This window comes from Arthrobacter sp. TB 23, assembly GCF_000294595.1.
GTDB lineage: Bacteria > Actinomycetota > Actinomycetes > Actinomycetales > Micrococcaceae > Arthrobacter_D.
The window spans coordinates 12,369-37,072 of the sequence record NZ_ALPM01000089.1; the positions used below are offsets into that span (position 1 = coordinate 12,369).

Annotated in this window: 23 protein-coding genes and 1 pseudogene (1 of these 24 only partly in view); 7 read left to right on the forward strand and 17 right to left on the reverse strand. The window is 63.7% G+C overall.

Going from position 1 to position 24,704, the window contains the following annotated elements; genetic code table 11:
• The 10 genes from B384_RS0112730 to B384_RS0112775 form a co-directional block, all read right to left on the reverse strand.
• Window positions 1-1,383, reverse strand: a complete 1,383-nt coding sequence (locus B384_RS0112730; RefSeq protein WP_019483483.1) for a M50 family metallopeptidase — start codon at window positions 1,381-1,383, stop codon at window positions 1-3.
• A gap of 15 nt (window positions 1,384-1,398) precedes the next feature.
• Window positions 1,399-2,616, reverse strand: coding sequence for a 1-deoxy-D-xylulose-5-phosphate reductoisomerase (gene dxr / locus B384_RS0112735; RefSeq protein WP_019483484.1), 1,218 nt, complete (start codon window positions 2,614-2,616; stop codon window positions 1,399-1,401).
• Between the two features lie 150 nt (window positions 2,617-2,766).
• A complete protein-coding gene (locus tag B384_RS0112740; RefSeq protein WP_026041172.1) occupies window positions 2,767-3,438 on the reverse strand; it encodes an SDR family oxidoreductase in 672 nt (223 codons plus the stop codon).
• Window positions 3,439-3,465: 27 nt separating this feature from the next.
• The gene (locus B384_RS0112745) at window positions 3,466-4,293 is read right to left on the reverse strand and encodes an HpcH/HpaI aldolase/citrate lyase family protein (protein ID WP_019483486.1); all 828 of its coding nucleotides are present in this window, start codon (window positions 4,291-4,293) and stop codon (window positions 3,466-3,468) included.
• Entirely contained in the window at window positions 4,290-4,796 is a 507-nt protein-coding gene (locus B384_RS0112750) for a MaoC family dehydratase (RefSeq protein WP_019483487.1), read from the reverse strand. The genes B384_RS0112745 and B384_RS0112750 overlap by 4 nt, the downstream gene beginning before the upstream one ends.
• A complete protein-coding gene (locus B384_RS0112755) occupies window positions 4,789-5,442 on the reverse strand; it encodes a CoA transferase subunit B (protein WP_019483488.1) in 654 nt (217 codons plus the stop codon). Before B384_RS0112755 ends, B384_RS0112750 begins: the two co-directional genes overlap by 8 nt.
• A gap of 3 nt (window positions 5,443-5,445) precedes the next feature.
• Window positions 5,446-6,291, reverse strand: coding sequence for a CoA transferase subunit A (locus tag B384_RS0112760; protein WP_019483489.1), 846 nt, complete (start codon window positions 6,289-6,291; stop codon window positions 5,446-5,448).
• Window positions 6,292-6,325: 34 nt separating this feature from the next.
• Window positions 6,326-7,486, reverse strand: coding sequence for an acyl-CoA dehydrogenase family protein (locus B384_RS0112765; RefSeq protein WP_019483490.1), 1,161 nt, complete (start codon window positions 7,484-7,486; stop codon window positions 6,326-6,328).
• 16 nt (window positions 7,487-7,502) lie between these two features.
• Window positions 7,503-9,596 carry an acetyl/propionyl/methylcrotonyl-CoA carboxylase subunit alpha gene (locus B384_RS0112770; protein ID WP_019483491.1) on the reverse strand — a complete coding sequence of 698 codons (2,094 nt, stop codon included), beginning with the start codon at window positions 9,594-9,596 and terminating at the stop codon, window positions 7,503-7,505.
• A gap of 5 nt (window positions 9,597-9,601) precedes the next feature.
• Window positions 9,602-11,206, reverse strand: coding sequence for a carboxyl transferase domain-containing protein (locus tag B384_RS0112775; protein WP_019483492.1), 1,605 nt, complete (start codon window positions 11,204-11,206; stop codon window positions 9,602-9,604).
• A gap of 161 nt (window positions 11,207-11,367) precedes the next feature.
• On the opposite strand from B384_RS0112775, the gene B384_RS0112780 reads away from it, so the two are divergent.
• Both B384_RS0112780 and B384_RS0112785 read left to right on the forward strand, forming a co-directional pair.
• Window positions 11,368-11,976: a TetR/AcrR family transcriptional regulator gene (locus B384_RS0112780; protein ID WP_035748099.1), complete on the forward strand. Its 609-nt coding sequence runs from the start codon at window positions 11,368-11,370 to the stop codon at window positions 11,974-11,976.
• 50 nt (window positions 11,977-12,026) lie between these two features.
• Window positions 12,027-12,494 carry a GNAT family N-acetyltransferase gene (locus B384_RS0112785; protein ID WP_019483495.1) on the forward strand — a complete coding sequence of 156 codons (468 nt, stop codon included), beginning with the start codon at window positions 12,027-12,029 and terminating at the stop codon, window positions 12,492-12,494.
• 147 nt (window positions 12,495-12,641) lie between these two features.
• Here the strand turns inward: B384_RS0112785 and B384_RS0112790 are convergent, their stop codons facing one another.
• The 3 genes from B384_RS0112790 to pdhA are packed head-to-tail and all read right to left on the reverse strand — an operon-like array spanning window position 12,642 to window position 16,260.
• Window positions 12,642-14,099 carry a 2-oxo acid dehydrogenase subunit E2 gene (locus B384_RS0112790; protein WP_019483496.1) on the reverse strand — a complete coding sequence of 486 codons (1,458 nt, stop codon included), beginning with the start codon at window positions 14,097-14,099 and terminating at the stop codon, window positions 12,642-12,644.
• Entirely contained in the window at window positions 14,099-15,106 is a 1,008-nt protein-coding gene (locus B384_RS0112795; protein ID WP_019483497.1) for an alpha-ketoacid dehydrogenase subunit beta, read from the reverse strand. The genes B384_RS0112790 and B384_RS0112795 overlap by 1 nt, the downstream gene beginning before the upstream one ends.
• Complete coding sequence (gene pdhA, locus B384_RS0112800; protein WP_019483498.1) at window positions 15,106-16,260, reverse strand: pyruvate dehydrogenase (acetyl-transferring) E1 component subunit alpha; 1,155 nt, start codon at window positions 16,258-16,260, stop codon at window positions 15,106-15,108. Before pdhA ends, B384_RS0112795 begins: the two co-directional genes overlap by 1 nt.
• 201 nt (window positions 16,261-16,461) lie before the next feature.
• On the opposite strand from pdhA, the gene B384_RS0112805 reads away from it, so the two are divergent.
• A complete protein-coding gene (locus B384_RS0112805) occupies window positions 16,462-16,941 on the forward strand; it encodes an Lrp/AsnC family transcriptional regulator (protein ID WP_024477013.1) in 480 nt (159 codons plus the stop codon).
• Window positions 16,942-17,078: 137 nt separating this feature from the next.
• Here the strand turns inward: B384_RS0112805 and B384_RS0112810 are convergent, their stop codons facing one another.
• Together B384_RS0112810 and B384_RS0112815 are read right to left on the reverse strand one after the other, a co-directional pair.
• Window positions 17,079-18,701: a solute symporter family protein gene (locus tag B384_RS0112810; protein ID WP_019483500.1), complete on the reverse strand. Its 1,623-nt coding sequence runs from the start codon at window positions 18,699-18,701 to the stop codon at window positions 17,079-17,081.
• A complete protein-coding gene (locus B384_RS0112815) occupies window positions 18,698-19,081 on the reverse strand; it encodes a DUF485 domain-containing protein (protein ID WP_019483501.1) in 384 nt (127 codons plus the stop codon). Before B384_RS0112815 ends, B384_RS0112810 begins: the two co-directional genes overlap by 4 nt.
• Window positions 19,082-19,316: 235 nt before the next feature.
• On the opposite strand from B384_RS0112815, the gene B384_RS0112820 reads away from it, so the two are divergent.
• The 4 genes from B384_RS0112820 to B384_RS0112835 all read left to right on the forward strand — a co-directional run bounded on the left by B384_RS0112820 (window position 19,317) and on the right by B384_RS0112835 (window position 23,183).
• Complete coding sequence (locus tag B384_RS0112820) at window positions 19,317-20,504, forward strand: sensor histidine kinase (protein WP_019483502.1); 1,188 nt, start codon at window positions 19,317-19,319, stop codon at window positions 20,502-20,504.
• A 68-nt stretch (window positions 20,505-20,572) separates the two neighbouring features.
• Window positions 20,573-21,307 (forward strand): LytR/AlgR family response regulator transcription factor, encoded by a 735-nt coding sequence (locus B384_RS0112825; RefSeq protein WP_019483503.1) that lies wholly within the window; start codon window positions 20,573-20,575, stop codon window positions 21,305-21,307.
• A gap of 10 nt (window positions 21,308-21,317) precedes the next feature.
• On the forward strand, window positions 21,318-21,701 hold the full coding sequence (locus B384_RS0112830) for a membrane protein (RefSeq protein WP_026041174.1): 384 nt from the start codon (window positions 21,318-21,320) through the stop codon (window positions 21,699-21,701).
• A gap of 15 nt (window positions 21,702-21,716) precedes the next feature.
• Entirely contained in the window at window positions 21,717-23,183 is a 1,467-nt protein-coding gene (locus B384_RS0112835; RefSeq protein ID WP_026041175.1) for a sodium/solute symporter, read from the forward strand.
• 37 nt (window positions 23,184-23,220) lie between these two features.
• On the opposite strand, the gene B384_RS0112840 is transcribed toward B384_RS0112835, so the two are convergent.
• Entirely contained in the window at window positions 23,221-23,799 is a 579-nt protein-coding gene (locus B384_RS0112840) for a DivIVA domain-containing protein (RefSeq protein WP_019483506.1), read from the reverse strand.
• A gap of 36 nt (window positions 23,800-23,835) precedes the next feature.
• Window positions 23,836-24,704: pseudogene (locus tag B384_RS0112845) on the reverse strand (phosphatidate cytidylyltransferase); it runs 103 nt beyond the window's last position.

Sequence of the window (24,704 nt, forward strand, 5' to 3'; positions counted from 1 at the left end):
TCAGCCGAAGAGATTCACCGGTTTCACAATGTCCGCGTAGATCAGCAACGCGCCCATTCCCATTAGAAGAACTGCAACGACATAGGTGAGCGGCAGGAGCTTGGCCATGTCGAAGGGACCGGGATCCGGACGTTTGAACAACCGTGCGACGGTCCTGCGGACGCCTTCCCAGAGTGCCCCGGCGATGTGTCCGCCGTCGAGGGGCAGCAAAGGGATGAGGTTGAAGACAAACAACGCAATGTTGACACCGCCCACCAGCCCCACGAGGGTTGCCAGGCGGGATTCGACAGGAATCTCGTCCATCGCCGAAACCTCACCGGCAATCCGGCCGACGCCCACCACGCTGATGGGGCCTTCCGGGTCGCGGGGTGCATCGGAGAACGCTGCCTGCCCCACCTCGACAACACGCTGCGGGAGATTAATCACCACACCGGTTACTGCGACGATGTTATCCCCCACCGCGGGAAGCACGTCGCTTGGCGGACCCGGAGCCAGTTCCTGCTGTGAGCCGACGCCGATGAACCCGACGGCTTCGAGGACCTGGGTGCCATCGGCGTTGAGTTTAGGCCGTCCGTCAATGTCGGGGACGGGCCGTTCGGTCAGCAGCGGGGTGATGGTGGTGCTGACGGTTTCGCCGTCGCGGAGGTAGCTGATGGCGGTCTCGTCGCCCGCCGTGTCGCGGATCCAGGCGGACAGTTGGGTCCAGTCCGTCACATCCTGACCGTCGTAGCTCACCACCCGGTCACCGGGTTGCAGGCCCGCGTCGAACGCGGGGGCGGCGGGGTCCTCGTCGGTGCAGGCAGTTTGACCGGTGGAGGCCTGCTGGCTGGCTGGCACCACGCACTCGTAGACCTCGGACACCGTGGTGGTGGCCTGTGGCGAACCGAACCCCATGATGAGGATGGCAAACATGATCACGCCGATGATCAGGTTCATCACCGGCCCGCCGAGCATGATGATGATGCGTTTGTAGATCGGCAGCTTGTAGAAAACCCTGTCCTCATCGCCAGGACGGAGCTGTTCCGCGGCCGCCTGTCGTGCGTCAGTGGTGAGCTGCTGAAACATTCCCGTACTGGAGGGGCGGACGGCAGTGCCGGTGCCGGTGCCGTCGCCGGCGCCGTCGCCGGCGCCGTCGTCGACCCTGGCGGGAGGGAACATGCCAACCATCGAGACGTACCCGCCCAGGGGAATGGCCTTGAGCCCATACTCGGTGTCTCCGCGGCGGCGGGAGAAGAGCGTTGGACCGAACCCGATCATGTACTGGGTGACCCGGACCTTGAAGAGCTTGGCGGGGACAAGGTGCCCCACTTCGTGGAGCGCGATGGACGCCGCAATACCTATTGCGACGAAAAGCACTCCCAGAACGAAGAGCAGAATGGACAACGTGGTTCCTTTGGCTTAGCTGTACTGATCCTGCACACCACAACGAATTCGGGCGAGTGTGCGTGCCCGTTTCTCGGCGTCGAGCACGCTGCCGAGAGTGAGCGGCCCGCCGTCGTCATGCTCGGCGGTGACGGCCTCTACCGTATCCACAATCTCAGTGAAACCTATTGCTCCGCTGTGAAAAGCCTCGACAGCTTCCTCGTTGGCTGCGTTGTAGACCGCCATTGCCGTTCCGCCCCGCTGTGCAGCCGCTTTGGCGAGCCTAACGGCGGGGAACGCTTCTTCGTCGAGGGGCTCGAAAGTCCAGGTCGCGGCCGTGGTCCAGTCGCAGGGGGTTGCCGCTCCCGGGACGCGGTGGGGCCAGCCGATGCCGAGGGCGATGGGCAGGCGCATATCCGGGGGCGAGGCCTGGGCGATCGTTGACCCGTCGCTGAACTGCACCATTGAGTGAATGATCGATTGGGGATGAACGACGACGTCGATCCGCTCCAGCGGGATGCCGAAGAGCAGATGCGCCTCGATAACCTCAAGCGCCTTGTTGACCATGGTGGCGGAGTTGGTGGTGACCATTTTGCCCATGTCCCAGGTCGGATGCGCCAGGGCCTGCTGCGGGGTGACATTTTCGAGGTCTTTTCTCGCCTTGCCGCGGAAAGGGCCGCCGGAAGCGGTGAGGATCAGCCGGTCCACTTCGCCTGCTGCGCCGGAGCGGAGGCACTGGGCGATGGCCGAGTGTTCGGAATCCACTGGGACGATCTGGCCGTCGGCTGCGGCATCCTGGACCAGCTGACCGCCGACAATGAGGGATTCCTTGTTGGCAAGGGCGAGTAGGTGTCCGGCCTTTAGCGCCGCCAACGTAGGGGCAAGTCCGATGGATCCGGTGATGCCGTTGAGGACGACGTCGGCGTCGGGCCAGGCGGCGAGGTGGGTGGTGGCATCGGGGCCAGTGAACAGGACCGGGGAATAGTTCTTGGCGGACGACGTTTTGGCGGCTGCTGTGCGGATGGCGTCGCTGAGTTCAGCTTCGGTGCTGGTGGCTGAGGCGACTGCCTGGGCGTTGGTAGCGACGGCCTGCTCGGCCAGAAGCGGTAGATTTCCACCACCGGCTGCGAGGGCTGTGACGATGAACCGTTCGGGCGCCTGGCGGATGACGTCGATGGCCTGCGTTCCGATCGAGCCGGTGGATCCGAGGATGACAATCCGGCGGCGTCCTGTGTCAGGGGCAGTGAATTCCATGGTTTAAGTATCGCGCACGCGGATGTGCCGTGCCGGCGGAGTCTCTCAGCCGCAGAAACGGCCCGCAGGCTCAGGTCCGCCGGTTGGAAGGGCAGTTTCTGAGCCTACGGGCCGTTTCTTTGGCTACGGGCGTTTACTTGGCCGGTTGGCCTAGCGGTTGATGGACGCCAGCGCGTCCGCGATGGTTTCTTCGCCGGAGATTACCTCGAGTACTTGCCGGTCCCCCAGCTTCGTCTCAAGCAGAGCCGCGATGACGGTTGCTACATCCTTGCGCGGCACCGATCCCTGCCCGGTCTTTGACGAGAGGCGCACCCGACCAGTTGCTGCGTCGTCGGTGAGTCCGCCGGGCCGGACGATGGTCCAGCTAAAGGACGAGCGTGCCGCCAGATCCTCTTCTGCGGCTAGTTTCGCCTGAAGGTAGGCGTAGAAGATGTCGTCAAGGCCGTCGGGGCGTTGACCGTCTCGAACGGAGTCGGCTCCCATCGATGACACCTGAACGAATCGTTTGACCCCTGCGACTTCAGCTGCATCGGCCAGCAGCACCGATGCTCCGCGGTCGACTGAGTCCTTGCGCTCGGCGCTACTTCCTGGACCAGCTCCGGCTGCGAAGACAACTGCGTCTGCTCCCGATAGCACTTTGGCGAGCTCGTCTGCTGTGCTCGACTCGAGGTCGGCCACTGCTGGCGTGCCGCCGTCGTTCTCAATGTCCTTGTTGTGGTCCGGATTGCGCACCAATCCGACAACCTCGTGACCCTGTTGAACAAGTTGGCGGGTGAGTTCGCGGGCAATTTTTCCGTGGGCTCCTGCTATCACTGTTCTCATACTGGGGTAACGGCCAATGGGGCCCGACTAATTCCCGGGAGCCAGAATGTCGCCGGACCTCGCCAGGGTCTGCTCGGCGTGACGGAGAATCGGACCATCAATCATCCGACCCCGAAATTGGAAGACACCGCCGCTGCTGGCTGCCTCGGCCAGGATGGACCGGGCATAGTCGACTTCCTCAAAAGACGGCAGATAAGCCTCGCTGATGATTGGCGCCTGGCTTGGATGGATACACGCCTTCGAGCCGAACCCTGAAGCGACAGCATCCCGCGACTCAGCAGCCAACCCGTCAAGATCGCCGATGTTGATATAGACCGCATCCATTGCCGCCTTGCCTGCAGCTGCAGCCGACAGCAGCACATGGGACCGGGCATGCAACGCAACCTGACGATACGACCCGTCCTGGTTACGGCTCGAGGACCCGCCCAACGATGCCACCAGGTCCTCGGCACCCCACATCAACGCCACGACATTGGGTTCGGCTGCAATCGCCTGCGCGTTGAGCACACCGGTAGCCGTCTCACACAGAGCGATCACCGAAAAAGCACTCAACCCCCACAGATCGGCCGCAGATTCGGTTTTCGCCAACATCACCGTGCGGTACGCCGTGTGCTTTAGCATCTCGATGTCCAAAGCGAAGTCGGTTGTCGAGGCCGGGTTGACCCGGACGATGGTACGTTTCGGGTCCAGCTGGCTTGCGGCCACCGCTTCTCGCGCCGCCGGCTTATCCCCGGGAGCCACTGCATCCTCAAGATCGAGGATCACCGCACTTGCCCGGTCGGCCGCTTTGCCAAATCGCTCCGGACGATTCGCAGGACAGAACAAAAGGGCTGGTCCCATGGTGAAACTGGTCATGAATCCGAGTGTCCTTCCTTGGTCCACATCAGCACACTCCGGGTCAGCGTCGCGACGACGGTACCCTCCTGATTGCGGCCGGTATGTTCCATCGTGACGATGCCCTGACCGGGTCTGGACGACGACAGCCGCTTCTCGATCACCACAGTCTCCGTGTACAGGGTGTCGCCATGAAACAACGGGTGAGGGAAACGCACATTGGTCATACCCAGCTGCGCGACGATGGTCCCCTGAGTCAGCTGCGGAACCGACTGCCCGACAACAGTTGCCAGGGTCAGCATTGAATTCATCAGACGCTGGCCAAAAGGCTGGGATTCACTCCACGCTGCATCGAGGTGGAGGGCCTGGGTGTTCATTGTCATGGTCGTGAACAGCACGTTGTCAGTCTCGGTCAGGGTCCGCCCCGGCTTGTGCGAATAGATTACTTCGGTGTCGAGCTCCTCGAAGTACAGCCCGCGCTGTTCAATGACGGTCCGCTGTGGGTCCGCCGGCTGCTCAGCCATTCAGGTCGACCTCCAGTGGAGCGCCAGTGGCGGCGATGACCTCTTCGACGCTCACTCCGGGCGCCGTTTCACGCAACACCAGGGTGCCACCGTTGCGGTTGGGGTCGACGTCGATCACCGCGAGATCGGTGATGATCCGGTTGACGCACCCCTTTCCGGTCAACGGAAGTGAGCAGGAGCTGACAATCTTGGGCTTGCCGCTGCGGTCGACGTGTTCCATCATCACGATGACCCGCTTCGCGCCAAAGACCAGGTCCATGGCTCCGCCCATGCCCTTGACCATCTTTCCGGGAATCATCCAGTTCGCGAGGTCACCATTCGCCGCAACCTCCATGGCGCCGAGCACAGCCACGTCGACGTGCCCACCCCTGATCATGCCGAAGGACGCAGCCGAATCGAAGAAGGCAGCCCCGGCGTTCACGGTCACGGTTTCCTTGCCGGCGTTGATCAGATCCGGGTCAAGTTGCGCTTCGGTGGGATAGGGCCCGACGCCGAGAATACCGTTCTCGGAGTGGAGCACCACCTCGACGCCCGCGGGGATGTAGTTGGGAATCAGGGTAGGCATGCCGATACCCAGATTGACGTACTGCCCGTTCTCAAGTTCCTGGGCAACGCGCGCTGCTAGTTCGTTACGTGTCAGTGCCATGTCTCAGACCGCCTTCGCCGGGTTGGAACTATCGGATGCTTGGGAGAACAGCGCCTGCTCGGAAGACTGTGCCGGGCCGGAAGGCTCTGACTGCTCGGCCGCAAGCGACACCGTGCGCTTTTCGACTCGCTTCTCCGGATCAGCAGCAAGCACCACCCGCTGGACAAAGATTCCAGGGATATGTACCTGCGCCGGATCAAGTTCGCCGGGTTCAACCAACTCCTCGACCTCCGCGATGGTGGTCTTCCCGGCCTGGGCGCAGAGCGGATTGAAGTTCATTGCTGTGGCATGGAAGACAAGGTTGCCGTGCCGGTCACCCTTCCAGGCGTGAACCAGAGCGAAATCGGGGTTGACCGACTCCTCAAGCACATAGTCCTGCCCGCCGAAGGTGCGCACCTCTTTTGGCGCTGAGGCGACGGTGACGTGACCGGCGTCGTCGTACTTCTGCGGCAAGCCACCTTCGCTCACCTGCGTGCCAACGCCAGCAGGAGTGTAGAAGGCTGGAATCCCGGCGCCGCCGGCGCGCAGCCGCTCGGCCAGCGTGCCCTGCGGAGTCAACTCGACCTCGAGTTCACCCGAAAGGTACTGGCGGGCGAACTCCTTGTTCTCCCCCACATAGGAGCTGATGGTGCGACGGATCCGTCCGTCAAACAGCAGGACGCCGAGGCCCCAGTCGTCCACCCCGCAGTTGTTGCTGATCGTTTCGAGATCGGTGGTGCCTTGCTGGTGCAGCGCGTCGATCAGGGCCACCGGAATCCCGCAGAGCCCAAACCCGCCCACGGCCAGTGATGCACCATCGGGGATATCGGCCACTGCCTCGGCGGCGGTCGCAACAACTTTGTCGATCACTGTAACTCCTTAGGTACTGGCGTGGGGCGTGCTGCTATAGACCGAGTTCCCGAGCGATCAGCATCAGCTGAACCTCGGTCGTGCCTTCACCCACCTCGAGAATCTTCGAGTCGCGGTAGTGACGTGACACGGTGAACTCGTTGATAAACCCGTATCCACCGAAAATCTGGGTAGCATCGCGGGCGTTGTCCATTGCAGCCTCACCAGCCACCAGCTTAGCGATGGAAGCCTCGGTCTTGAACGGCTTGCCGGCGAGCATGCGCGAGGCGGCGTCGTAATAGGCCAACCGCGCGGTGTGCGCACGCGCCTGCATCCGCGCAATCTTGAACTGGATCGACTGGAAAGATCCGATATTGGTGCCGAAGGCCTGACGCTCCTTGGCGTACTTGATTGACTCTTCGACACAGCCCTGGGCGGCACCGGTGGCGAGCGCCGCAATCGCGATACGTCCCTCATCGAGGATCTGCAGGAAATTCGCATAGCCGCGGCCGCGGGTACCCAGCAGATTCGCTTCGGGAACGTGGACATCGGTGAGGGTGAGCGGATGGGTGTCCGAGGCGTTCCAGCCCACCTTGTTGTAGGCCTTCTCGGCCTTGAAGCCTGGCGTATTGGTCGGCACCAGGATGGTCGAGATTTCCTTCTTGACGGAGCCATCATCGCGCGTGGTGGTGTCGGTGACCGCGGTGACGGTGACCAGCTGGGTGATATCGGTACCGGAGTTGGTGATGAACTCTTTGGTGCCGTTGATGACCCACTCGCCGTTCTCGAGCTTCGCCGTCGTCTTGGTCCCTGACGCATCCGAACCGGCCTCCGACTCGGTCAGGCCAAAGCCGCCGAGCGCCTTTCCGCTGGCCAGCAGCGGCAGCCATTGACGCTTCTGCTCCTCGCTGCCAAACCGGTAGACCGGCATCGCACCGAGTGACACGCCGGCCTCGAGGGTGATGGCCACTGACTGGTCGACCCGGGCGAGCTGCTCCAAGGCGAGGCAGAGGGCGAAGTAGTCCCCACCCATGCCGCCGTATTCCTCGGGGAAGGGCAACCCGAACAGGCCCATCTCGGCCATCTGGTCGACGACGGCGTACGGGAAGCTGTGCTCCTCGTCATGCTTGGCCGATACTGGCGCAACAACCTCGTCGGCGAAATCGCGGACGGTGTCTACCAGATCCTGGTATTCCTCGCTGAGTTCAAAGTTCATGACTTGCGTTCTTCTTTCATTCGGGTGTTCCTGCAGCGTCGGGCTGAATTTCTGTCGCGTGGATGCGTGCAACGATCTGGTTGGCTTTGACCAGGTCGCCGGGTTGGAGGTGGATCGATACGGTTCCGGCGACCGAGGCGGTCAGCTGGTGTTCCATCTTCATGGCCTCGACGCTGAGCAACGTCTGGCCGGTCTCGACCGTCTCACCGTCGGCAACCGACACCGAGGTGACCGTTCCCGGCATGGTTGAGCGAATTTCGGGGTCGGCCGTCCCCTCAGCGCGAGCAAGCTGCGAAAGCTGGGTTTCGAGCCGCTCGGTCCGGTTCAGGATCCGTACCGACGTCGACCATCCGGCGTCGGAATACCAGAGGGTGCTGCCGTGGTGGTCGGTTGACGCTGAACGTTCGATTACCGTCCGACGCTGGATGCCATCCACCGTTGCAGTGCCCCGTGCCCGGTCATAGCTGACGGACCGTACTGGATCGTCGCCACCGTCGCCGAGACGGACGTCATACCCCGCACTGGTGGGCTGCACGAGCACCGCCCGCACATCGCCGGGCGCGACGGCGAGATGCAGCGTTCGAGGTCGCGGCGTCCCCATCCGCCACCCGTCCCGGCGGGCCCAGGGCGAGCCGACTGGGTGGAAACTCGCCGGTTCGGACGTCGAGCTGCCAGCTTCGACTGCTGCGAGGACTGCGATTTCCTCGTCGGAAATGTGGCGGAACGCCAGCCCGGGCAGCTTGCGTTCGATCATGGTGGTGTCGAGCCGGCCAGCGCGGACGTCGTCGTCGTTGATCAGAAGCCTGAGGTACTCAATGTTAGTCTTGACCCCCACCACCACGGTGTCGGCGAGCGCCCGGTCGAGACGGTTCAGGGCTTCAGTGCGGTTGCGCCCCCAGGCGATGATCTTGGACAGCATCGGGTCGTAGCTGGCCGAAATTTCCAGTCCGCCGAGCAGCGAACTGTCAACGCGGATCCCTTCGCCGTCCGGTTCGGCGAGCTGGCTCACGACGCCGGTCGACGGCAGGAACTCGGCTTCGGGATCTTCGGCGTAGACCCGCGCTTCGACCGCGTGGCCGGTGAGTACGACGTCGTCCTGGGACAGGGTGAGTTTCTCACCGGCAGCGATCCGCACCTGCCACTGCACCAGGTCGGCGCCGGTAACCATCTCGGTGACAGGGTGTTCCACCTGGAGACGCGTATTCATTTCCATAAAGAAGAACTCATCGGGCGCATCGGCCGATACGAGGAACTCGACGGTTCCCGCTCCGCTGTAATCAACGCTGCGGGCCGCGTTGCATGCAGCTTCGCCGATCCGGGCCCGGGTCGCCTGGTCAAGCAGCGGCGATGGAGCCTCTTCGATGACCTTCTGGTGCCGGCGCTGCAGCGAACACTCCCGCTCGCCCAGATGAATCACGTTCCCGTGGTTGTCGGCGAGGATCTGGACTTCGATGTGTCGCGGCGTGAGGATCAGGCGTTCCAGGAACAGGGTGTCGTCGCCGAAAGCTGAGGCGGCAACGCGGCGCGCGGTCGGCAGGGTCCCGGCGAGGTCCTCCTCCCGTTCAACGGCATGCATTCCCTTCCCGCCGCCGCCGGCCGAGGGTTTGATCAACAGCGGGTATCCGACGTCGGCTGCAGCGTTCAGCAGTTGCTGATCGGTCAGGCCGGGCCGGGCGATGCCGGGCACCACCGGCACGCCATAATCCATCACATGATTCTTGGACCTGATCTTGTCGCCCATGACATTCAGCGCATGCACCGAAGGACCAATGAAGGCGATGTCTGCGTCGCTCAGGGCCTGGGCGAAGGCCTGGTTTTCGCTGAGAAACCCATAGCCCGGGTGCACCGCCTGCGCGCCGGTGCGGCGGCAGGCGTCGAGGATCGCGTCGATGGACAGGTAGCTCAGCGCTGGCGACGCGGGCCCGATCCGCACCGCCACATCAGCTTCACGCACGTGGAGGGCACCGGCGTCGGCGTCGCTATAGACCGCGACCGAGCGAATGCCCAGCGCCCGGAGGGAGCGGATCACCCGGCACGCAATTTCCCCGCGGTTGGCGACCAGCACGGTATCGAACAGGGCAGCGTCAGTGGTTGGTTCGATGGGTAACATCTCGCTCACATCCGGAAAAGGCCGAAGGAGGTGTCCCGGACCGGCGCATTGGCACAAATGTCCAAGGCGAGGCCGAGCACCGTGCGGGTATCCGCGGGGTCAATAATGCCGTCATCCCAGAGTCGGGCCGTCGAGTAGTAGGGGCTTCCCTGCTCCTCGTACTGGTCGCGGATCGGGGCTTTGAACGCCTCTTCGTCCTCGGCGCTCCACTCGTCGCCGCGGCCCTCAAGCTGATCCCGCTTCACTGTGCCCAGCACCGCAGAGGCCTGGTTCCCGCCCATCACCGAAATCCGGCTGGAAGGCCACATCCACAGGAATCGCGGCGAATAGGCCCTCCCGCACATCGAGTAGTTTCCGGCACCGAAGGACCCGCCGACGACGACCGTCAGTTTGGGGACCCGGCAGGTGGCGACCGCCGTCACCATCTTGGCGCCATTCTTGGCAATGCCCCCGGCCTCGTAATCGCGGCCAACCATGAACCCTGACAGGTTCTGCAGAAAGATCAGCGGGATTCCACGCTGGTCGCAGAGCTCGATAAAGTGGGCGCCCTTGAGTGCCGACTCGCTGAACAGGACGCCGTTGTTGGCGACGATGCCCACCTGATGGCCGTGCAAGGTCGCGAAACCGGTGACCAGGGTAGCGCCGTATTCTTTCTTGAATTCGTGGAACCGGCTGCCGTCGACGAGCCGGGCAATAACCTCGCGGGCATCATAGGAGGCGTTGACGTCGGTGGGAACCGCTCCGTAGACCTCGTCGGGGTCGACAGCTGGTTCGGTGGAGGCCGTAATCTCCCAGGCCTGCGGGTTCCGCGGCAGGGTCGAGATGATGTCACGCACGATCTCCAGCGCGTGGGTATCGTTCTCCGCCAGGTGATCGGTGACCCCCGAAATTTTCGAATGAACGTCTCCCCCACCCAGCTCCTCGGCGGTGACGATCTCGCCGATTGCCGCTTTCACCAGGGGCGGGCCGCCGAGGAAGATGGTGCCCTGGTTACGGACGATGACCGTCTCATCGCTCATGGCCGGAACATACGCTCCACCGGCGGTACAGGACCCCATGACCGCAGCAATCTGGGGGATCTTCCGGGAGGACATGGTGGCCTGGTTGAAGAAAATCCGACCGAAGTGCTCCTTGTCGGGAAACACCTCGTCCTGTTTGGGCAGGAACGCTCCGCCGGAGTCCACCAGGTAGACACAGGGCAGGTTGTTTTCCAGCGCAATTTCCTGGGCTCGCAAATGCTTTTTCACCGTCAGGGGGTAGTAGGTACCGCCCTTGACGGTTGCGTCGTTGGAAATCACCAGCACGTGGCGCCCGTGGATCAGGCCGACGCCGGCGATTACCCCGGCCCCGGGGCACTCGTCGTCGTACAGTCCATTGGCAGCCAGCGGTGCGATTTCCAGGAAGGGGCTGCCGTCGTCGAGCAGTTGGTCAATGCGCTCCCGCGGCAGGAGCTTGCCGCGGGCGACATGACGTTCCCGAGACCGCTGCGGTCCGCCGAGGGAAGCCTCTGCGAGGCGTTCGCGCAATTCGGTGACCAGTTGGCGCTGTGCAGTATCGTTCTCGCGAAAGCCGGGGCTGGTGGGATCTACCTGGGATGTCAGCGTCTGCATGGGGTCTTTCCCTGACTGGTTGCTCGTCGGCGAGCGGACCGTCTGTTTGGAAGCATTTTCAGTTAGTATGTACTAACTGAGATTAGGTTAGTAGCTAATAACCGACTTGTCCACCAAAATGGGATGACCGGTCCACCAGGCCGTACGAGATGGGGGCATCAATGGAAGCTTCTGCTCCGAGCCGGATCACCGGCCGCAGCATGGCGAAGGCTTCCCGCCGCGCCGCGCTGCTGGATGCCGCGGCCCAGTTGTTTGCCGATCGCGGCTACAACGGCGTTTCCATCGAAGACCTCGGCGCCGCCGCCGGCGTCAGCGGTCCGGCGGTGTACCGTCACTTCAGCAATAAACCGGCAGTGCTTGGTGCCCTCCTGGCCGGGGTCAGCGAAGACCTGCTCCATGGCAGCAACGCGGTGGTCGCCAATGCTCCGGACCCGGCGTCGGCGCTTCGCGGGCTGATCGAGTTCCAGGTGGACTTCGCGCTGCGAAATGCCAATGTGATCAGGGTGCAGGACCGGGACCTCAACAGCCTGACCCCCGAAGATGAGCACACCGTGCGGTTCCTGCAGCGTCAATATGTGGAAGTGTGGGTGGATGTCATGGCCAAACTCCTGCCCGACGACGACCCCGCCCAACTTCGACGGAAGGCTCACGCGGCCTTCGGACTGATCAATTCGACTCCGCACACAACTCCCCGCCGGAAAAGCAGCAGCGACATTGCCGACCTGCGGCTCCTGCTGGAGAAAATGGCATGGTCGGCGCTTAATGCATAGCTCATTGCCTAGTAACCTGTTCCTACCCGCCATCTAACCGAAAGTTCGATGTGACTTCACTACGCGCCGTTGAACCCTCCGACCTGGACGAGTTTTTCACCCATCAACTCGATCCCAGTGCCAACCACATGGCCGCATTCACGGCCAAGAACCCAGCGGACCGCGGGGTGTTCAACCATCACTGGCAGAACATCCTGAACGATCCCCAGATCACCGTGCGCACCATCCTTCACGACGGCGCAGTGGTGGGCAGCATCCTCGCCTACCGCAATGACGAGACCCCCGAGATCAGCTACTGGATTGACAAGGCCAGCTGGGGCCAGGGCATCACCACGGACGCCGTCGGGCTATTCCTTGAGGAGTTCACCGATCGGCCGATCCGTGCCCGCGCCGTCGTCGACAACGTCAACTCCATCCGGATCCTCGAGCGCTACGGTTTCGAGCACATTGGTGAGGTACAGGGATTCGCCAACGCCCGCGGCGCGGTCGTCAAGGAACTGGTCCTCGAGCTCCGCTAGCTCCACGTCCAGGCTTCCGTGGCGCGTGATTGCGACGCCGGTGCCCGACTACTGAGGTCGGTGCAGGCCAGCGTCGGTGCAGGCCGACGTCGAAGCAGGCCAACGCCGAAGCCCGTCGGGGCGCCGCCCGCCGGGGCGCGGCCCACGCTAGATCATGGTGAGGACCATGCCGGGATCGGACAGGACGGTTCCGATATCGGCAAGGAACCGCGATCCCTGCTCGCCGTCCACCAGCCGATGGTCGAAGGACAGGCTCAGCGTCATTACTGAGCGCAAGGCAATCTCGCCCTGGTACTCCCACGGGGTGCGACGGACTGCTCCCATCGCCAGGATGGCTGCCTCCCCCGGATTGAGGATCGGCGTCCCCGCATCGATCCCAAACACCCCCACGTTGGTGATGGAGATGGTGCCGCCGGAGAGGTCTGCCGGGGTTGTTTTGCCGGCTCGCGCTGTCTCCGCCAGACCGGTCAACGCCTGGGCGAGCTCTTTCAGGCCGAGCCGATCGGCGTCTTTGATGTTCGGCACCATGAGACCCCGCGGTGTTGCCGCTGCAATGCCAAGATTCACAAAATGGTGCTGCACAATCTCAGAACTGGCGTCGTCCCACCGGGAGTTGACCGTCGGGTTTCGGGCCACCGCGATACAGAGCGCCTTGGCCACCACTGTGAGCGGCGTAATCTTCACATCGGCAAACACCCGACTGGCTTTCAAGCGCGCGACAAGTTCCACGGTCGGAGTTACATCGATGGTCAGAAACTCAGTGACGTGCGGCGCGGTGAACGCGCTGGCCACCATCGCCGCCGCGGTGTGCTTGCGGACTCCCTTGATCGGCGTCCGGGTTTCACGCTGGTCGGCGGACCGTGCGGGGGCCGCTGAAACCGGCACGGCAGCGGCTGTCGCCGGAGCACCGGAGGCCGAGGACGCTTCCGTATGGCTTCCGGCGGCTGCAAGCACATCGTCGCGGATGATCAGTCCGCCGGGGCCGGTCCCGGCCACTGATTCCAGCTCGACCCCGAGGTCTCGCGCGAGTTTCCGCACCGGCGGAGTGGACCGGGGCCGTTCGGACGCCGATAGATTCGCTGCCGGAGCCGGTGCTGTCTCACTAACCGCGGGCGACTGCGCCCGGTCCGGCGCCGGTGCCTGATCCTGATCCGGTGCCGCAGGACTGACAGCGGATCCGCCGCGGGCACGCCGGGCTGGCCGGCCCCCCTTCTCTACTGCTGCACCGTAACCGACCAGGTTGGGTTCGCGTTTGGCGGGCGCGACGTCGTCGGCCGGGCTCGTGACAGCGACGGCCCCCTCGGAATCCGCCGCAGCAGGTCCCCCGACGCCGACGCCGCCCTCCGCACCCGCAGCGGCTGGAACGTCGAAGGAAATGATCGGGGCGCCGACCTCCACCACCGTGCCGGGCTGCTCGTGCAGCCGCGCAACAACTCCCGCGTAGGGGGACGGCAGCTCGACCACTGCCTTGGCGGTCTCCACATCGGCAATGATCTGGTTGAGTTCGACGACGTCGCCCTCGGCTACGTGCCAACTGACAATTTCCGACTCGGTCAGACCTTCGCCTAGGTCCGGGAGCCTGAATTCCTTAATCACGGTTGCCACTACCTTTCGATCCCGCTCAGCGAATTGGTTCGTCCCATGACGCGGTCAACGCCGTCAAGAATCCGGTCCAGATCGGGCAGGTGATGGAATTCAAGTTTGGAATACGGGTAGGGGATGTCGAAGCCGGTAACCCGGACCGGTGCATGCTCGAGATAGTTGAAGCAGCGTTCAGTGATGCTGGCAGCGATTTCCGCACCCAGCCCACCCGACTGTGCTGCCTCGTGGGTGATGACCAGCCGCCCGGTTTTACGCACCGAGGCTTCGATGGTGGCGAAGTCGATGGGAGCCAGCGACCGCAAGTCAATGACCTCGACGGAAATACCTTCATCCGACGCCGCGATTGCAGCGTCACGGGCGGTGGGAACCAGCGGACCGTAGGTCACCAGAGTGACCTCGTCACCCTCGGCGACCACATGGGCGTCTTCCATCGATGATGCTGCGAGCTCAATCGACTCATCCACCTCGCCCTTGACGTGGTAGCGCCGTTTCGGCTCAAAGTACAGTACTGGGTCGTCGCAGGCGATGGCCTGCTGGATCATCGTGTAGGCGTCCTGCGGGTTGGAAACGCTGACCACTCGCAACCCCGAGGTGTGGGTGAAATAGGCTTCGGGCGACTCCGAGTGGTGCTCGGGCGAACCAATGCCGCCGCCGAACGGCACCCTGATGGTAATCGGCATTTTGACTGCACCCTGGGTCCGGTAATGCAGTTTGGCCACCTGGCAGACGATCTGGTCAAAAGCGGGGTAGATGAATCCGTCGAACTGGATCTCCACCACCGGCCGGTACCCGCGGTATGCCATGCCGACGGCGGTCCCCATAATGGCCGACTCCGCCAATGGAGTGTCCAGAACACGGTGCTCCCCGAAATCCTTCTGCAGGCCCTCGGTAATCCGGAAAACACCGCCGAGCTTGCCGATATCCTCACCCATGAGGATCACCTTCGGGTCGTTTTCCATGGCCCGACGCATGCCGGCGTTGATGGCGCGGCCAAATGTCATGGTGGACATCAGAGGCTTCCTTCCGTGGCTGTTCCACTGCTCTTCTGCGACTCGGATTCAACAGGCTCGGAGTCGAAGGAGGCGAGGTAGCGGCCGTAGTTCTCCTGCTGCCGGTCCAGCCAGGAGTTGGGGGTGCTGTAAACGTGCTTGAAGACGTCCATGGGCGCGGGCTCCGGCATTTCAATGCACCCGGCGCGGAGCCTGGCTGCGACGTCGTTGGCCTTCGTGTTCACCGCGGCAAGGAAATCTGGTGTCAGCAGACCGAGCGAATCGAGGAGCACTGACAGTCGGGCGATCGGATCCTTAGCCGCCCAGTCCTCGAGTTCGTTCGCGTCGCGGTACTTGGTGGGGTCGTCAGCTGTGGTGTGGGGCCCCATCCGGTAGGTGACCGCTTCGATGAAGCTCGGCCCACCGCCGGTCCGTGCCCGGTCGAGCGCTTCCCGCGTCACGGCCAGGCAGGCCAGAACGTCGTTGCCGTCCACCCGGACGGACGGGATCCCGAAGCCTGGCGCACGGTTGGCAATCGGGACATGGGCCTGCAGGCCCACCGGCTCCGAGATGGCCCAGTGGTTGTTTTGGCAGAAGAAGATGACCGGCGCCTGGTAGCTGGCGGCGAAGACCATCGCCTCGTTGACGTCACCCTGGCTGGTGGCACCGTCGCCGAAGTAGGTGACGGCCACGGAATCAGCGCCGTCGTTCTGGATGCCCATCGCATAACCCGTGGCATGAAGGGTTTGCGCACCGATAATGACCTGCGGGGTGGCCATGTTGATGGAGAACGGGTCCCAGCCGGAGGAGGCGTTGCCCCGCCACACCCGGAGGATATCGGTGAAGTCGACGCCGCGACAGTAGGCCACAGCGTTCTCGCGGTAGCTGGAGAAGACAAAGTCGTCCTCCCGGAGTGCCCGGCCTGAGCCGATTTGGGCTGCTTCCTGTCCCAGCAGGGGCGGCCAAAGCGCGAGTTCGCCCTGCCGCTGGAGCGCGGTCGCCTCGGCGTCGATCCGGCGGACCACCACCATGTCTTCATAGAGTGCCTGCAGCGCCGGGCCGTCGACGTCGGCAACCCACCTGTCGTAGTCCCCGCTGGACTGCCGAACACCCGAGGGGGTCAGCAGCTGGATCAGTGAGTTTTCTCCAGCGGAAGCGGTGTCATTCAGGGGCACAATTACACAACCTTCATTGAGTGCACCGACCCGCCAACGGATCACCCTGATCCGGTCGCGTCGTCGGACCTTGACCCTCGGGCGTCTTTACCCAAAGATATTGTGACCCTACTCACAGAGGCTAAGGAGCACAACCGATCCCCGTTTGGCTGAGCATCCTGCCCAATTTATGCAGCCTGCACCGTGTTAGCATTGCGCATTATGCAACCCTTGGATTCCACTGACACTCGTCTCCTGATGGCCCTGGCGAAGGACCCCCGGCGCACCGTCGTCGCGTTGGCGCAGAAACTGGGCCTGTCCCGCAATACGGTGCAGGCCAGGATGGCCCAGCTGGAGAAGAAGTCGGTGTTCCTGTCTTTTGAGCGGCGGATCAATCCGGTTGCCCTTGGCTACCCCCTGATGGCCTTCATTCATGTGCATGTGCAACAGCAGAAACTCGCGGCCATCACTGAGCAGCTCGCGGGTATTCCCGAGGTGCTCGAAGCGTATGGTCTGACCGGACAGGCGGACATTTTGGTCCGCGTGGTCTGCGCGGATGCCGAGGACCTCTTCAGAATCAACGGGAAAATCCTCGGTTGCGACGGAGTGGAACGCTGTGACACCTCCCTGGCCATGGGGGAACTGGTCCCTTTCCGGGTTGAGCCCCTCCTGGAACGTGGACCACGGCAGCCGGGTGCGTAGGAAGGGGCACACGTAACACCGGAATTCCCGCCCCGTGCGCGGCATGCCCCCTTGCGGAAAGACCCTGTACACGGCAACAGGCCGGCCCGGATTCGGGCCGGCCTGTTGCCGTTGAAAATAGGTGTCGAAGCGGGCGGCTAGTGTTCCGTTGCCTTTTCCGCACCAACTCCGGTCAGGGACCGGACTTCCATTTCCGCCTGCTTCTGCGGATCTTCGGTGGTCTTGGCAAGGACGCTTCCGAGCCAGCCGAGGAAGAACGCCAGCGGGATGGAGACGATGCCCGGGTTGTTCAGTGGGAACAGGACAAAGTCGGCGCCCTGGATCATCGAGGTTTCCCGGCCCGAAACGACAGGAGAGAAGGCGATGAGCAGCATTGCGGAACCGAGTCCGCCGTACATGCTCCAGATCGCACCCTGGGTGTTGAAGCGCTTCCAGAAGAGCGAGTAGAGGATGGTCGGCAGGTTGGCGCTTGCCGCAACTGCGAAGGCCAGCGCCACCAGGAAGGCAATGTTCTGCCCCTGCGCGCCGATGCCGCCGAGGATGGACAGGATACCGATGACGACGACGGTGCGGCGTGCAACCTTCACCTCGCCGTCGGGGTCGAGGTTGCCCTTGCGGATCACGTTTGCGTAGATGTCGTGGGCAAACGATGCTGCCGCGGTGATCGTCAGGCCGGCAACCACCGCGAGGATGGTGGCGAACGCGACTGCCGAAATGACCCCGAGCAGGATTGGCCCGCCCAGTTCAAACGCCAGCAGCGGTGCTGCCGAGTTGACGCCACCCGGGGCTGCGGTGATGCGATCGGCACCGATGAGGGCACCAGCGCCATAACCGAGGACCAGGGTGAACAGGTAGAACCCACCGATTAGCCAGATGGCCCAGACCACTGAGCGGCGGGCTTCCTTGGCAGTCGGAACCGTGTAGAAACGCATCAGGACGTGGGGCAGGGCCGCGGTACCGAGGACCAGCGCCAGAGCGAGCGAGACGAAGTCCAACTGCGAGGTGGAGCTGACACCGTACTGCAGGCCAGGGTTGATGATTTCGGGGTTTCCTGCGGTCTCCATGGCGGCACCGAGCAGGGTGGACAGGTTGAAGTTGTGGATAGCGAGAACCCAGATGGTCATCACGAACGCGCCGGTGATCAACATGACGGCCTTGATGATCTGCACCCAGGTGGTGCCCTTCATGCCACCGATCAGTACGTAAAGGATCATCAACCCGCCGACGACGGTGATGACCAGGGACTGACCGAGCCGGTCATCAATGCCCAGCAGGAGGGAGACAAGTCCGCCGGCGCCAGCCATCTGCGCGAGGAGGTAGAAGAAGCAGACGGCCAGGGTGGTGATGGCGGCGGCGATACGCACGGGACGCTGGCGCAACCGGAAGGAGAGGACGTCGGCCATGGTGAACTTGCCGGTGTTGCGTAGCAGCTCAGCCACGAGCAGCAGGGCTACCAGCCAGGCGACAAGGAAACCGATCGAGTAGAGAAACCCGTCGTAGCCGTTGATGGCAATGGCGCCGACGATTCCGAGGAACGAAGCGGCGGAAAGGTAGTCACCGGCGATGGCGGTACCGTTCTGTGGTCCACTGAAGGACCGGCCCGCGGCGTAGTAGTCGGCCGCGGTCTTGGTGTTGCGGCTAGCCCGGAGCACGATCACCAGGGTGACGGCGACGAACAAGCCGAAGATGGTCATGTTGAGCCACGGTTCACCGACCTGGGTGCTTTCGACCGTCTGCATCGGCAGGGAGAGGGGCATCATTTGGTAGCTCCTGGCTTTTCGGTGAAGACCTCCGGAGCGGTGGCCTCAAGCTCGTGGCGGATGTCCGCGGCGATTGGGTCAAGCTTCCGGTTGGCGTAGGTGACATAGCCCATGGTGATGGCAAACGTGGTGACGAACTGCAGCAGACCCATGATGAGTCCGATATTGATGTTTCCCCACACCGGGGTGGACATGAAGTCGGTGGCGTAGGACGCCAGCAGTACGTACAGGAAGTACCAGAGCAGGAAAAAGACTGCCATGGGGAAAACGAAACTGCGGTGGCGTTTGCGCAGTTCCTTGAATTGGGGGTTCTGCTGATATGCGGTGAAGTCGACGGGCGCTGCTGTGCCTGCATCCGGCGGCGATGGCTCGGTAGCCATGATTCCTCCTCGTTGAGAACGTCTTCCGCGCCGGGCCAACTCCGAAGGGTCGGGAGCAGCATCAGGCACGTAAAGATGTGACTCCCATCACCTTGCGTCCTGCGGGCGCGGTTCTCCAGTACCGCAGCACGGTGTATCGCCGAATCGACACTCAGCTGCGGTGAGTGGACCCGTCCTGCGGCGAATGGGACCACCAGCAACCTCGAAGTCCGGCGCGGACGGTTACTGTTGAGCCATGTTCAGCACCGCCGTCGACACCGCCCTGGTGGGCGCCATCGTGGTCATCACGATCGCGGTGGTTGCCGCCCTCGGATTCAAGCTTTCCCGTTCCTACCGCGATCTGGGGTCCGACGCCGACCGCGCCACCTACGCCACCCTGCATACCGCGGCGCTCGCCTCGGAGCACCTTCGTGCTGGGCTGACGCCCGCCGGCGCCTCGAAGGCCAGCAAGCATCTGCGGAGTCTGCTCCGGTGTGACACCCTCCTGATCACCGACGAAAATGCTGTGCTCGCCTGGGACGGCGGGCGCGAAATGCCCGAGCCGGTGATGGAGCTGGTCCAGCAAGTCCTCACCAGTGGGCGCACCCAGATCTTCAGGGAAGCACAGCTGGACCCCACGGCCGTCCCCGGCAGCGGGCAGGTGGTGATCTCCCCCATCCGCGTAGACAAGCGGGTGGTCGGCACCGTGGGGGCGTTCGCCCCGCACGTCAACGCCGGCCTGGTACGCGCCGCCAACGAGGTAGCTGGCTGGGTAGCAACGCAGGTGGAACTTGCCGAACTCGATTCGTCGAGGACTTTGCTGATGGAGGCAGAGGTGCGCGCCCTGCGCGCCCAGATCAGTCCGCATTTCATCTACAACTCCCTCAACGCCATCGCCTCCTTCATCAACACCGACCCGGCACGTGCACGGGAACTGGTGGTGGAGTTCGCTGACTTCACCAGGTACTCCTTCCGCCGACACGGTGATTTCACCACGGTCGCCGAGGAGCTCCAGTCGATTGATCGCTATCTGCTGCTGGAGCGTGCCCGGTTCGGGGAGCGATTGAAAGTCACCCTGGAGATCGGCCCCGAGGTGCTGAGCACTGTGATCCCGTTTCTGAGCCTCCAGCCGCTGGTGGAAAACGCCGTCCGGCATGGGCTCGAGTCCACTGATGGGTCAGGGCACATCACCATCACCGCCCACGACGCCGGTGCATTCGCCGAGGTGACGATCGAGGACGACGGCGTCGGCATTGATCCGGACTACCTGCGCTCGGTCCTGGCCGGCCACACCGAGGGGGTTCATGTGGGCCTGAGGAACGTCGACCAGCGCCTACGCCAGGTCTACGGCGAGGATCACGGGCTCACGATCGACACCGCCGTCGGCGCCGGCACGATGATCACCCTGCGGATCCCCAAGTCTCAGCCGGATCACCAGACGTAGCGTCCCCCACGGTTCGGCCGGACGTCCGGTTCACTTGTCAACGCCGCGATGCGCGTAATCTGGACCACATGGTCAATGTAGTCATCGCCGACGATGAGCTCCCCGCAGTCGAGGAACTGGCTTTCCTCCTCGCCAAGGATGCAAGGATCGAAACAATCCACCGCGCCTCCAGCGGCGCTGAGGCCCTGCGCGCCCTGGAGACCCACGACGTCGACGCATTGTTCCTCGACATCCACATGCCGGCCCTCTCGGGCCTGGACATCGCCCGGGTAATCTCCCGGTTCAGCAGGCCCCCTGCGGTGGTCTTCGTCACCGCCGACGAGGATCGCGCGCTGGAGGCCTTCGACCTTCGCGCGGTGGATTACCTCCTCAAGCCGGTGCGGATGGAACGCCTGGCCGAGTCGGTGCGGCGGATCTGCGAGCTGATGGAAACCGGTCAGGATGGGACAGCGGCCCAGCCCGAGGTCATCACTGTTGATCAGGGCGGGGTCAGCCGGATGATCAGACGCGACGAGATCCGCTATGTCCAGGCCCAGGGCGACTATGCTCGGCTACACACCGCAGAATCGAGCTACCTGATCCGGATTCCCCTGAACGATCTTGAACGCCAGTGGGCCGACGCCGGTTTCCTCCGGATCCATCGGTCCTACCTGGTGGCGATGAGTCAGGTCCAGCAGGTCAAAATCGGGGCAGGGCGGGCGTCTCTCATGGTGGGCGGCGCGGAGCTACCGGTCAGCCGCAGGCATCTACCCGTGGTCCGGGACAAGCTTGAGGCGACCCGCCTCCGACCCCGACAGCAGTGAGGCACCCTCAGTGAATCCCGCTGACGATCCTCCCCAACGCGTCCGGGTCACGGCGCCGCGAAGCGCCGGCCGGCCAACGCCCGGATCCTACCCGGTTGCCCGGGAAATGGCTGAACAGTCCGAGGTCGGTGAACTGTTCGTCCGCTCCCTGATCCGTTCCCAGCTCCGGCTTGCCCTGGTGGTGGCGGCGGGCTTCCTGCTCATCCTGATCGGCATTCCGGTGCTGCTGGCCGTCTTCCCGCAAATCGGCGAGTTGTCCGTTTTCACGGTTCCGGTGCCGTGGCTGCTGCTGGGGTTGGGCGTCTACCCGTTGGTCATTAGCTGCGCCGCGCTGTATGTCCGTAGCGCCTCCCGCAACGAGATGCGGTTCAGGGACCTGATCGATGAGGGGTAGGTTGTGAACGCCGAGCTGAACCCGGTGGTCGGCTATGTGGCACTGATCCTGGTCTCCCTGAGCACCGTGTTGATTGGCATCTACGGGCTTCGCATCTCCCGCACCACAGGCGATTTCTATGTCGCATCCCGGACCGTACGGCCCTGGTGGAATGCTTCGGCAATCGGCGGCGAGTACTTGTCGGCGGCCAGTTTCCTCGGTGTCGCCGGATTGATTCTGCTCTCCGGCGTTGACGCCCTGTGGTTTCCGGTCGGCTACACCGCCGGGTACCTGATGCTGCTCCTTTTTGTTGCCGCTCCCCTGCGGCGGTCCGGCGCCTATACCATCCCGGACTTCGCTGAAGCCCGGCTCGAATCACTGATGGTCAGGCGGGTGACCAGCCTGCTCGTCGTCGTCGTCGGCTGGCTGTACATTGTGCCGCAACTGCACGGAGCGGCCCTCACCGTTCAAATCACCACCGGCCTCCCGNTGGGCGCGGTGGCGGTGGTGGTGGTGGTCTGCCTCAGCGTGGTCACCGGCGGGATGCGATCCATCACCTTTGTGCAGGCGTTCCAGTACTGGCTCAAGCTCACCGCGCTGGCAGTGCCGATCGTGTTCATCCTGCTGCGCCTGTCATCGACCGGGAGCCCGATCACCGACGCCGGCGCCGTCTTCGCTGCCGAGCTGAACATCGGCGGGGATGCCTCGCTCTACCGCAATATTTCACTGGTCATTGCCCTGCTGTTCGGCACGCTGGGTCTCCCCCATGTCCTGGTGCGCTTCTACACGAATCCCGATGGTGCGTCGGCCCGCCGGACCACGCTGATTGTCCTGGGGCTGCTCTCGGTCTTCTACCTGTTTCCCACCATGTATGGCATCCTCGGCCGGATCTATACCCCCGATCTGGCGCCGGACGGGGCAGCGGACGCCACAGTGCTGCTGCTGCCCAGCCGCATCTTCGACGGGGCCGTGGGCGACCTGCTGTCGGCGCTGGTGACGGCAGGCGCGTTTGCCGCGTTCCTGTCGACGACCAGTGGTCTGGTGGTGTCCCTGGCAGGGGTGGTCAGCCAGGAATTCTTCCAGGGCAGCGTGAAGGGATTCAGGCGGGCCGCAGTGATTTCGGCACTGATCCCGTTGCTGTTGGCACTAGCCACCAACACGCTGGCATTGGCGGGCAGCGTGAGCATGGTGTTCGCCTTCACAGCGTCAACCATCTGCCCGCTGCTCCTCCTCGGGATCTGGTGGCGGGGCCTGACCGATGTGGGAGCGGTCGCGGGGATGCTGTCCGGAGCGGTACTGTGCGGCGGATCGATTCTCGCCGCAGCGGCGCTCGGTCCGGCGTCGGCCCGCTATGAATGGCTGCAACAGCCCGCACTGTGGACGGTGCCGGCGGCGTTCGCCGTCACCATACTGGTGTCGCGGCTTACCGTCAGCCGCACCCCGGGTAGCGTGTCGCGGGTGCTGGCACGGCTGCACACCCCCGAACCGGTGCAGCGGCCGTAGCAGGTTGCGTCAGCCGGCGCTGGGGGCGGGACCTGACCTAGTCGATAGCCGCCATCAGTTCGACCACCCGGTCCATGAAGGCGTCAACCTGGGTTTCCTCGTAGCCGTCGGCCCCCACAGCTTCGCGGAACACTGACCGTCGCACCACGTCCACGCTCAGCGGAACGTCGTTTTCGAAGTAGCCGAGGAGTTCGTTGCAGAGGGCATCGACGTCGTCGACGTTGTAGCTGGCGGTCTTCCGCTTGGTGGGGCGCCTGAACCGTTCGCCCGGGGCCCGGTGCAGCCTGCCCCGCAGCACCGCCGAGGACCGGCCGATCTGCATCAGCCAGGCGTCCTCGCCCTTCGATTCGATCAGGCGGTCGCGTTCCCGCTGGGCGAAAACGTCTTCCAGGCGGTCGAGCGCAGCATCCACGGCCTGCGGCTCGTACCCGCCCTTCGCCGGGTCGAACGCCATGGATCGCACGTCGGCGCTGGTCACGGGACCGCCGGAGGGGTCCTCCGTGTTGTAGTAGGCCCGCGCCCGGGTCAGGAAACTATCCACCTGCCGAAGGTTGTAGCCGTACTCCCGGCGGCCTACGCGCGCAAAGGGAGAGGTGCTCTGACGAGCTTCATCCATGGTCTACTGAATCCTTTGGGGGTTGGCGGCTGCGAGCTAGAGAAATCCCGGTACCAATGTAACCGACAGCAGGAACGCAACCGGGGAGGCGAACACGATGGAGTCGAGCCGGTCCATCATCCCGCCGTGCCCGGGCAGAATGTTGCCCATATCCTTGACCCCGAGCTCACGTTTAATCATTGACTCTGCGAGGTCGCCGGCGGTCGCCGCGGAGACGGTTGCCACCGCCAGGACGAGGCCAAACCACCAGGGCCGGTCCAGCAGGAACACAGTGGCGAGAGTTCCAACCACGACTGCGCCACCGACTGATCCGGCGAACCCTTCCCAGGACTTCTTCGGACTGATCTTGGGCGCCATGGCGTGCTTGCCGAAGAACGCGCCGACCAGATAGCCGAACGTGTCATTGGCGACGACCAGCAGAAGCAGCGTGGCCACCAGCAGTTTTCCGGATGGTTCCTGCAGGAGCAGCATGGCGAAGCTGAGCATCAGGGGCACCCATAGCACCACAAAAATGCCCGCTGTGATGGATCGGGCAGCGTCGGGGGCCGGGTCGAAACTCCGCCAGAGGGCCAGGGCTGTCGTGGAAAGGGCGACGGCGTAGGCCAGCGCCTCCGGTCCGCCAAGGTAAGCGGAGAACGGAAGGGCGACCGTCGCGACGATGGTGGGCACGAGGGGCAGGCGGATCTGACGCACCTCGAGTGCCCGGGATATTTCCCAGACACCCACCAGCGCGAACGCGGTGGTAATCGCCACGAAAGCTATCGGCAGGTAGAGGATTCCGCCCAGCACCGAACCAAGCAGGGCAACGCCGACTGCCGTTGCCGCGGGCAGGTTCCGTCCCGCCCGGGACGGAGCCTTGGGCGCCCCCGCGCTCTTGGAGGCTGGCCTGCGACGTACCTGGCGAG

Excerpts from the sequence above, each read along its gene's own strand:
- dxr (WP_019483484.1), bottom strand. The coding sequence starts at position 2,616 with ATGGAATTCACTGCCCCTGACACAGGACGCCGCCGGATTGTCATCCTC.
- B384_RS0112740 (WP_026041172.1), bottom strand. The coding sequence starts at position 3,438 with ATGAGAACAGTGATAGCAGGAGCCCACGGAAAAATTGCCCGCGAACTC.
- B384_RS0112745 (WP_019483486.1), bottom strand. The coding sequence starts at position 4,293 with ATGACCAGTTTCACCATGGGACCAGCCCTTTTGTTCTGTCCTGCGAAT.
- B384_RS0112750 (WP_019483487.1), bottom strand. The coding sequence starts at position 4,796 with ATGGCTGAGCAGCCGGCGGACCCACAGCGGACCGTCATTGAACAGCGC.
- B384_RS0112755 (WP_019483488.1), bottom strand. The coding sequence starts at position 5,442 with ATGGCACTGACACGTAACGAACTAGCAGCGCGCGTTGCCCAGGAACTT.
- B384_RS0112765 (WP_019483490.1), bottom strand. The coding sequence starts at position 7,486 with ATGAACTTTGAACTCAGCGAGGAATACCAGGATCTGGTAGACACCGTC.
- B384_RS0112770 (WP_019483491.1), bottom strand. The coding sequence starts at position 9,596 with ATGTTACCCATCGAACCAACCACTGACGCTGCCCTGTTCGATACCGTG.
- B384_RS0112775 (WP_019483492.1), bottom strand. The coding sequence starts at position 11,206 with ATGCAGACGCTGACATCCCAGGTAGATCCCACCAGCCCCGGCTTTCGC.
- B384_RS0112780 (WP_035748099.1), top strand. The coding sequence starts at position 11,368 with ATGGAAGCTTCTGCTCCGAGCCGGATCACCGGCCGCAGCATGGCGAAG.
- B384_RS0112795 (WP_019483497.1), bottom strand. The coding sequence starts at position 15,106 with ATGTCCACCATGACATTTGGCCGCGCCATCAACGCCGGCATGCGTCGG.
- B384_RS0112805 (WP_024477013.1), top strand. The coding sequence starts at position 16,462 with ATGCAACCCTTGGATTCCACTGACACTCGTCTCCTGATGGCCCTGGCG.
- B384_RS0112810 (WP_019483500.1), bottom strand. The coding sequence starts at position 18,701 with ATGATGCCCCTCTCCCTGCCGATGCAGACGGTCGAAAGCACCCAGGTC.
- B384_RS0112815 (WP_019483501.1), bottom strand. The coding sequence starts at position 19,081 with ATGGCTACCGAGCCATCGCCGCCGGATGCAGGCACAGCAGCGCCCGTC.
- B384_RS0112820 (WP_019483502.1), top strand. The coding sequence starts at position 19,317 with ATGTTCAGCACCGCCGTCGACACCGCCCTGGTGGGCGCCATCGTGGTC.
- B384_RS0112825 (WP_019483503.1), top strand. The coding sequence starts at position 20,573 with ATGGTCAATGTAGTCATCGCCGACGATGAGCTCCCCGCAGTCGAGGAA.
- B384_RS0112840 (WP_019483506.1), bottom strand. The coding sequence starts at position 23,799 with ATGGATGAAGCTCGTCAGAGCACCTCTCCCTTTGCGCGCGTAGGCCGC.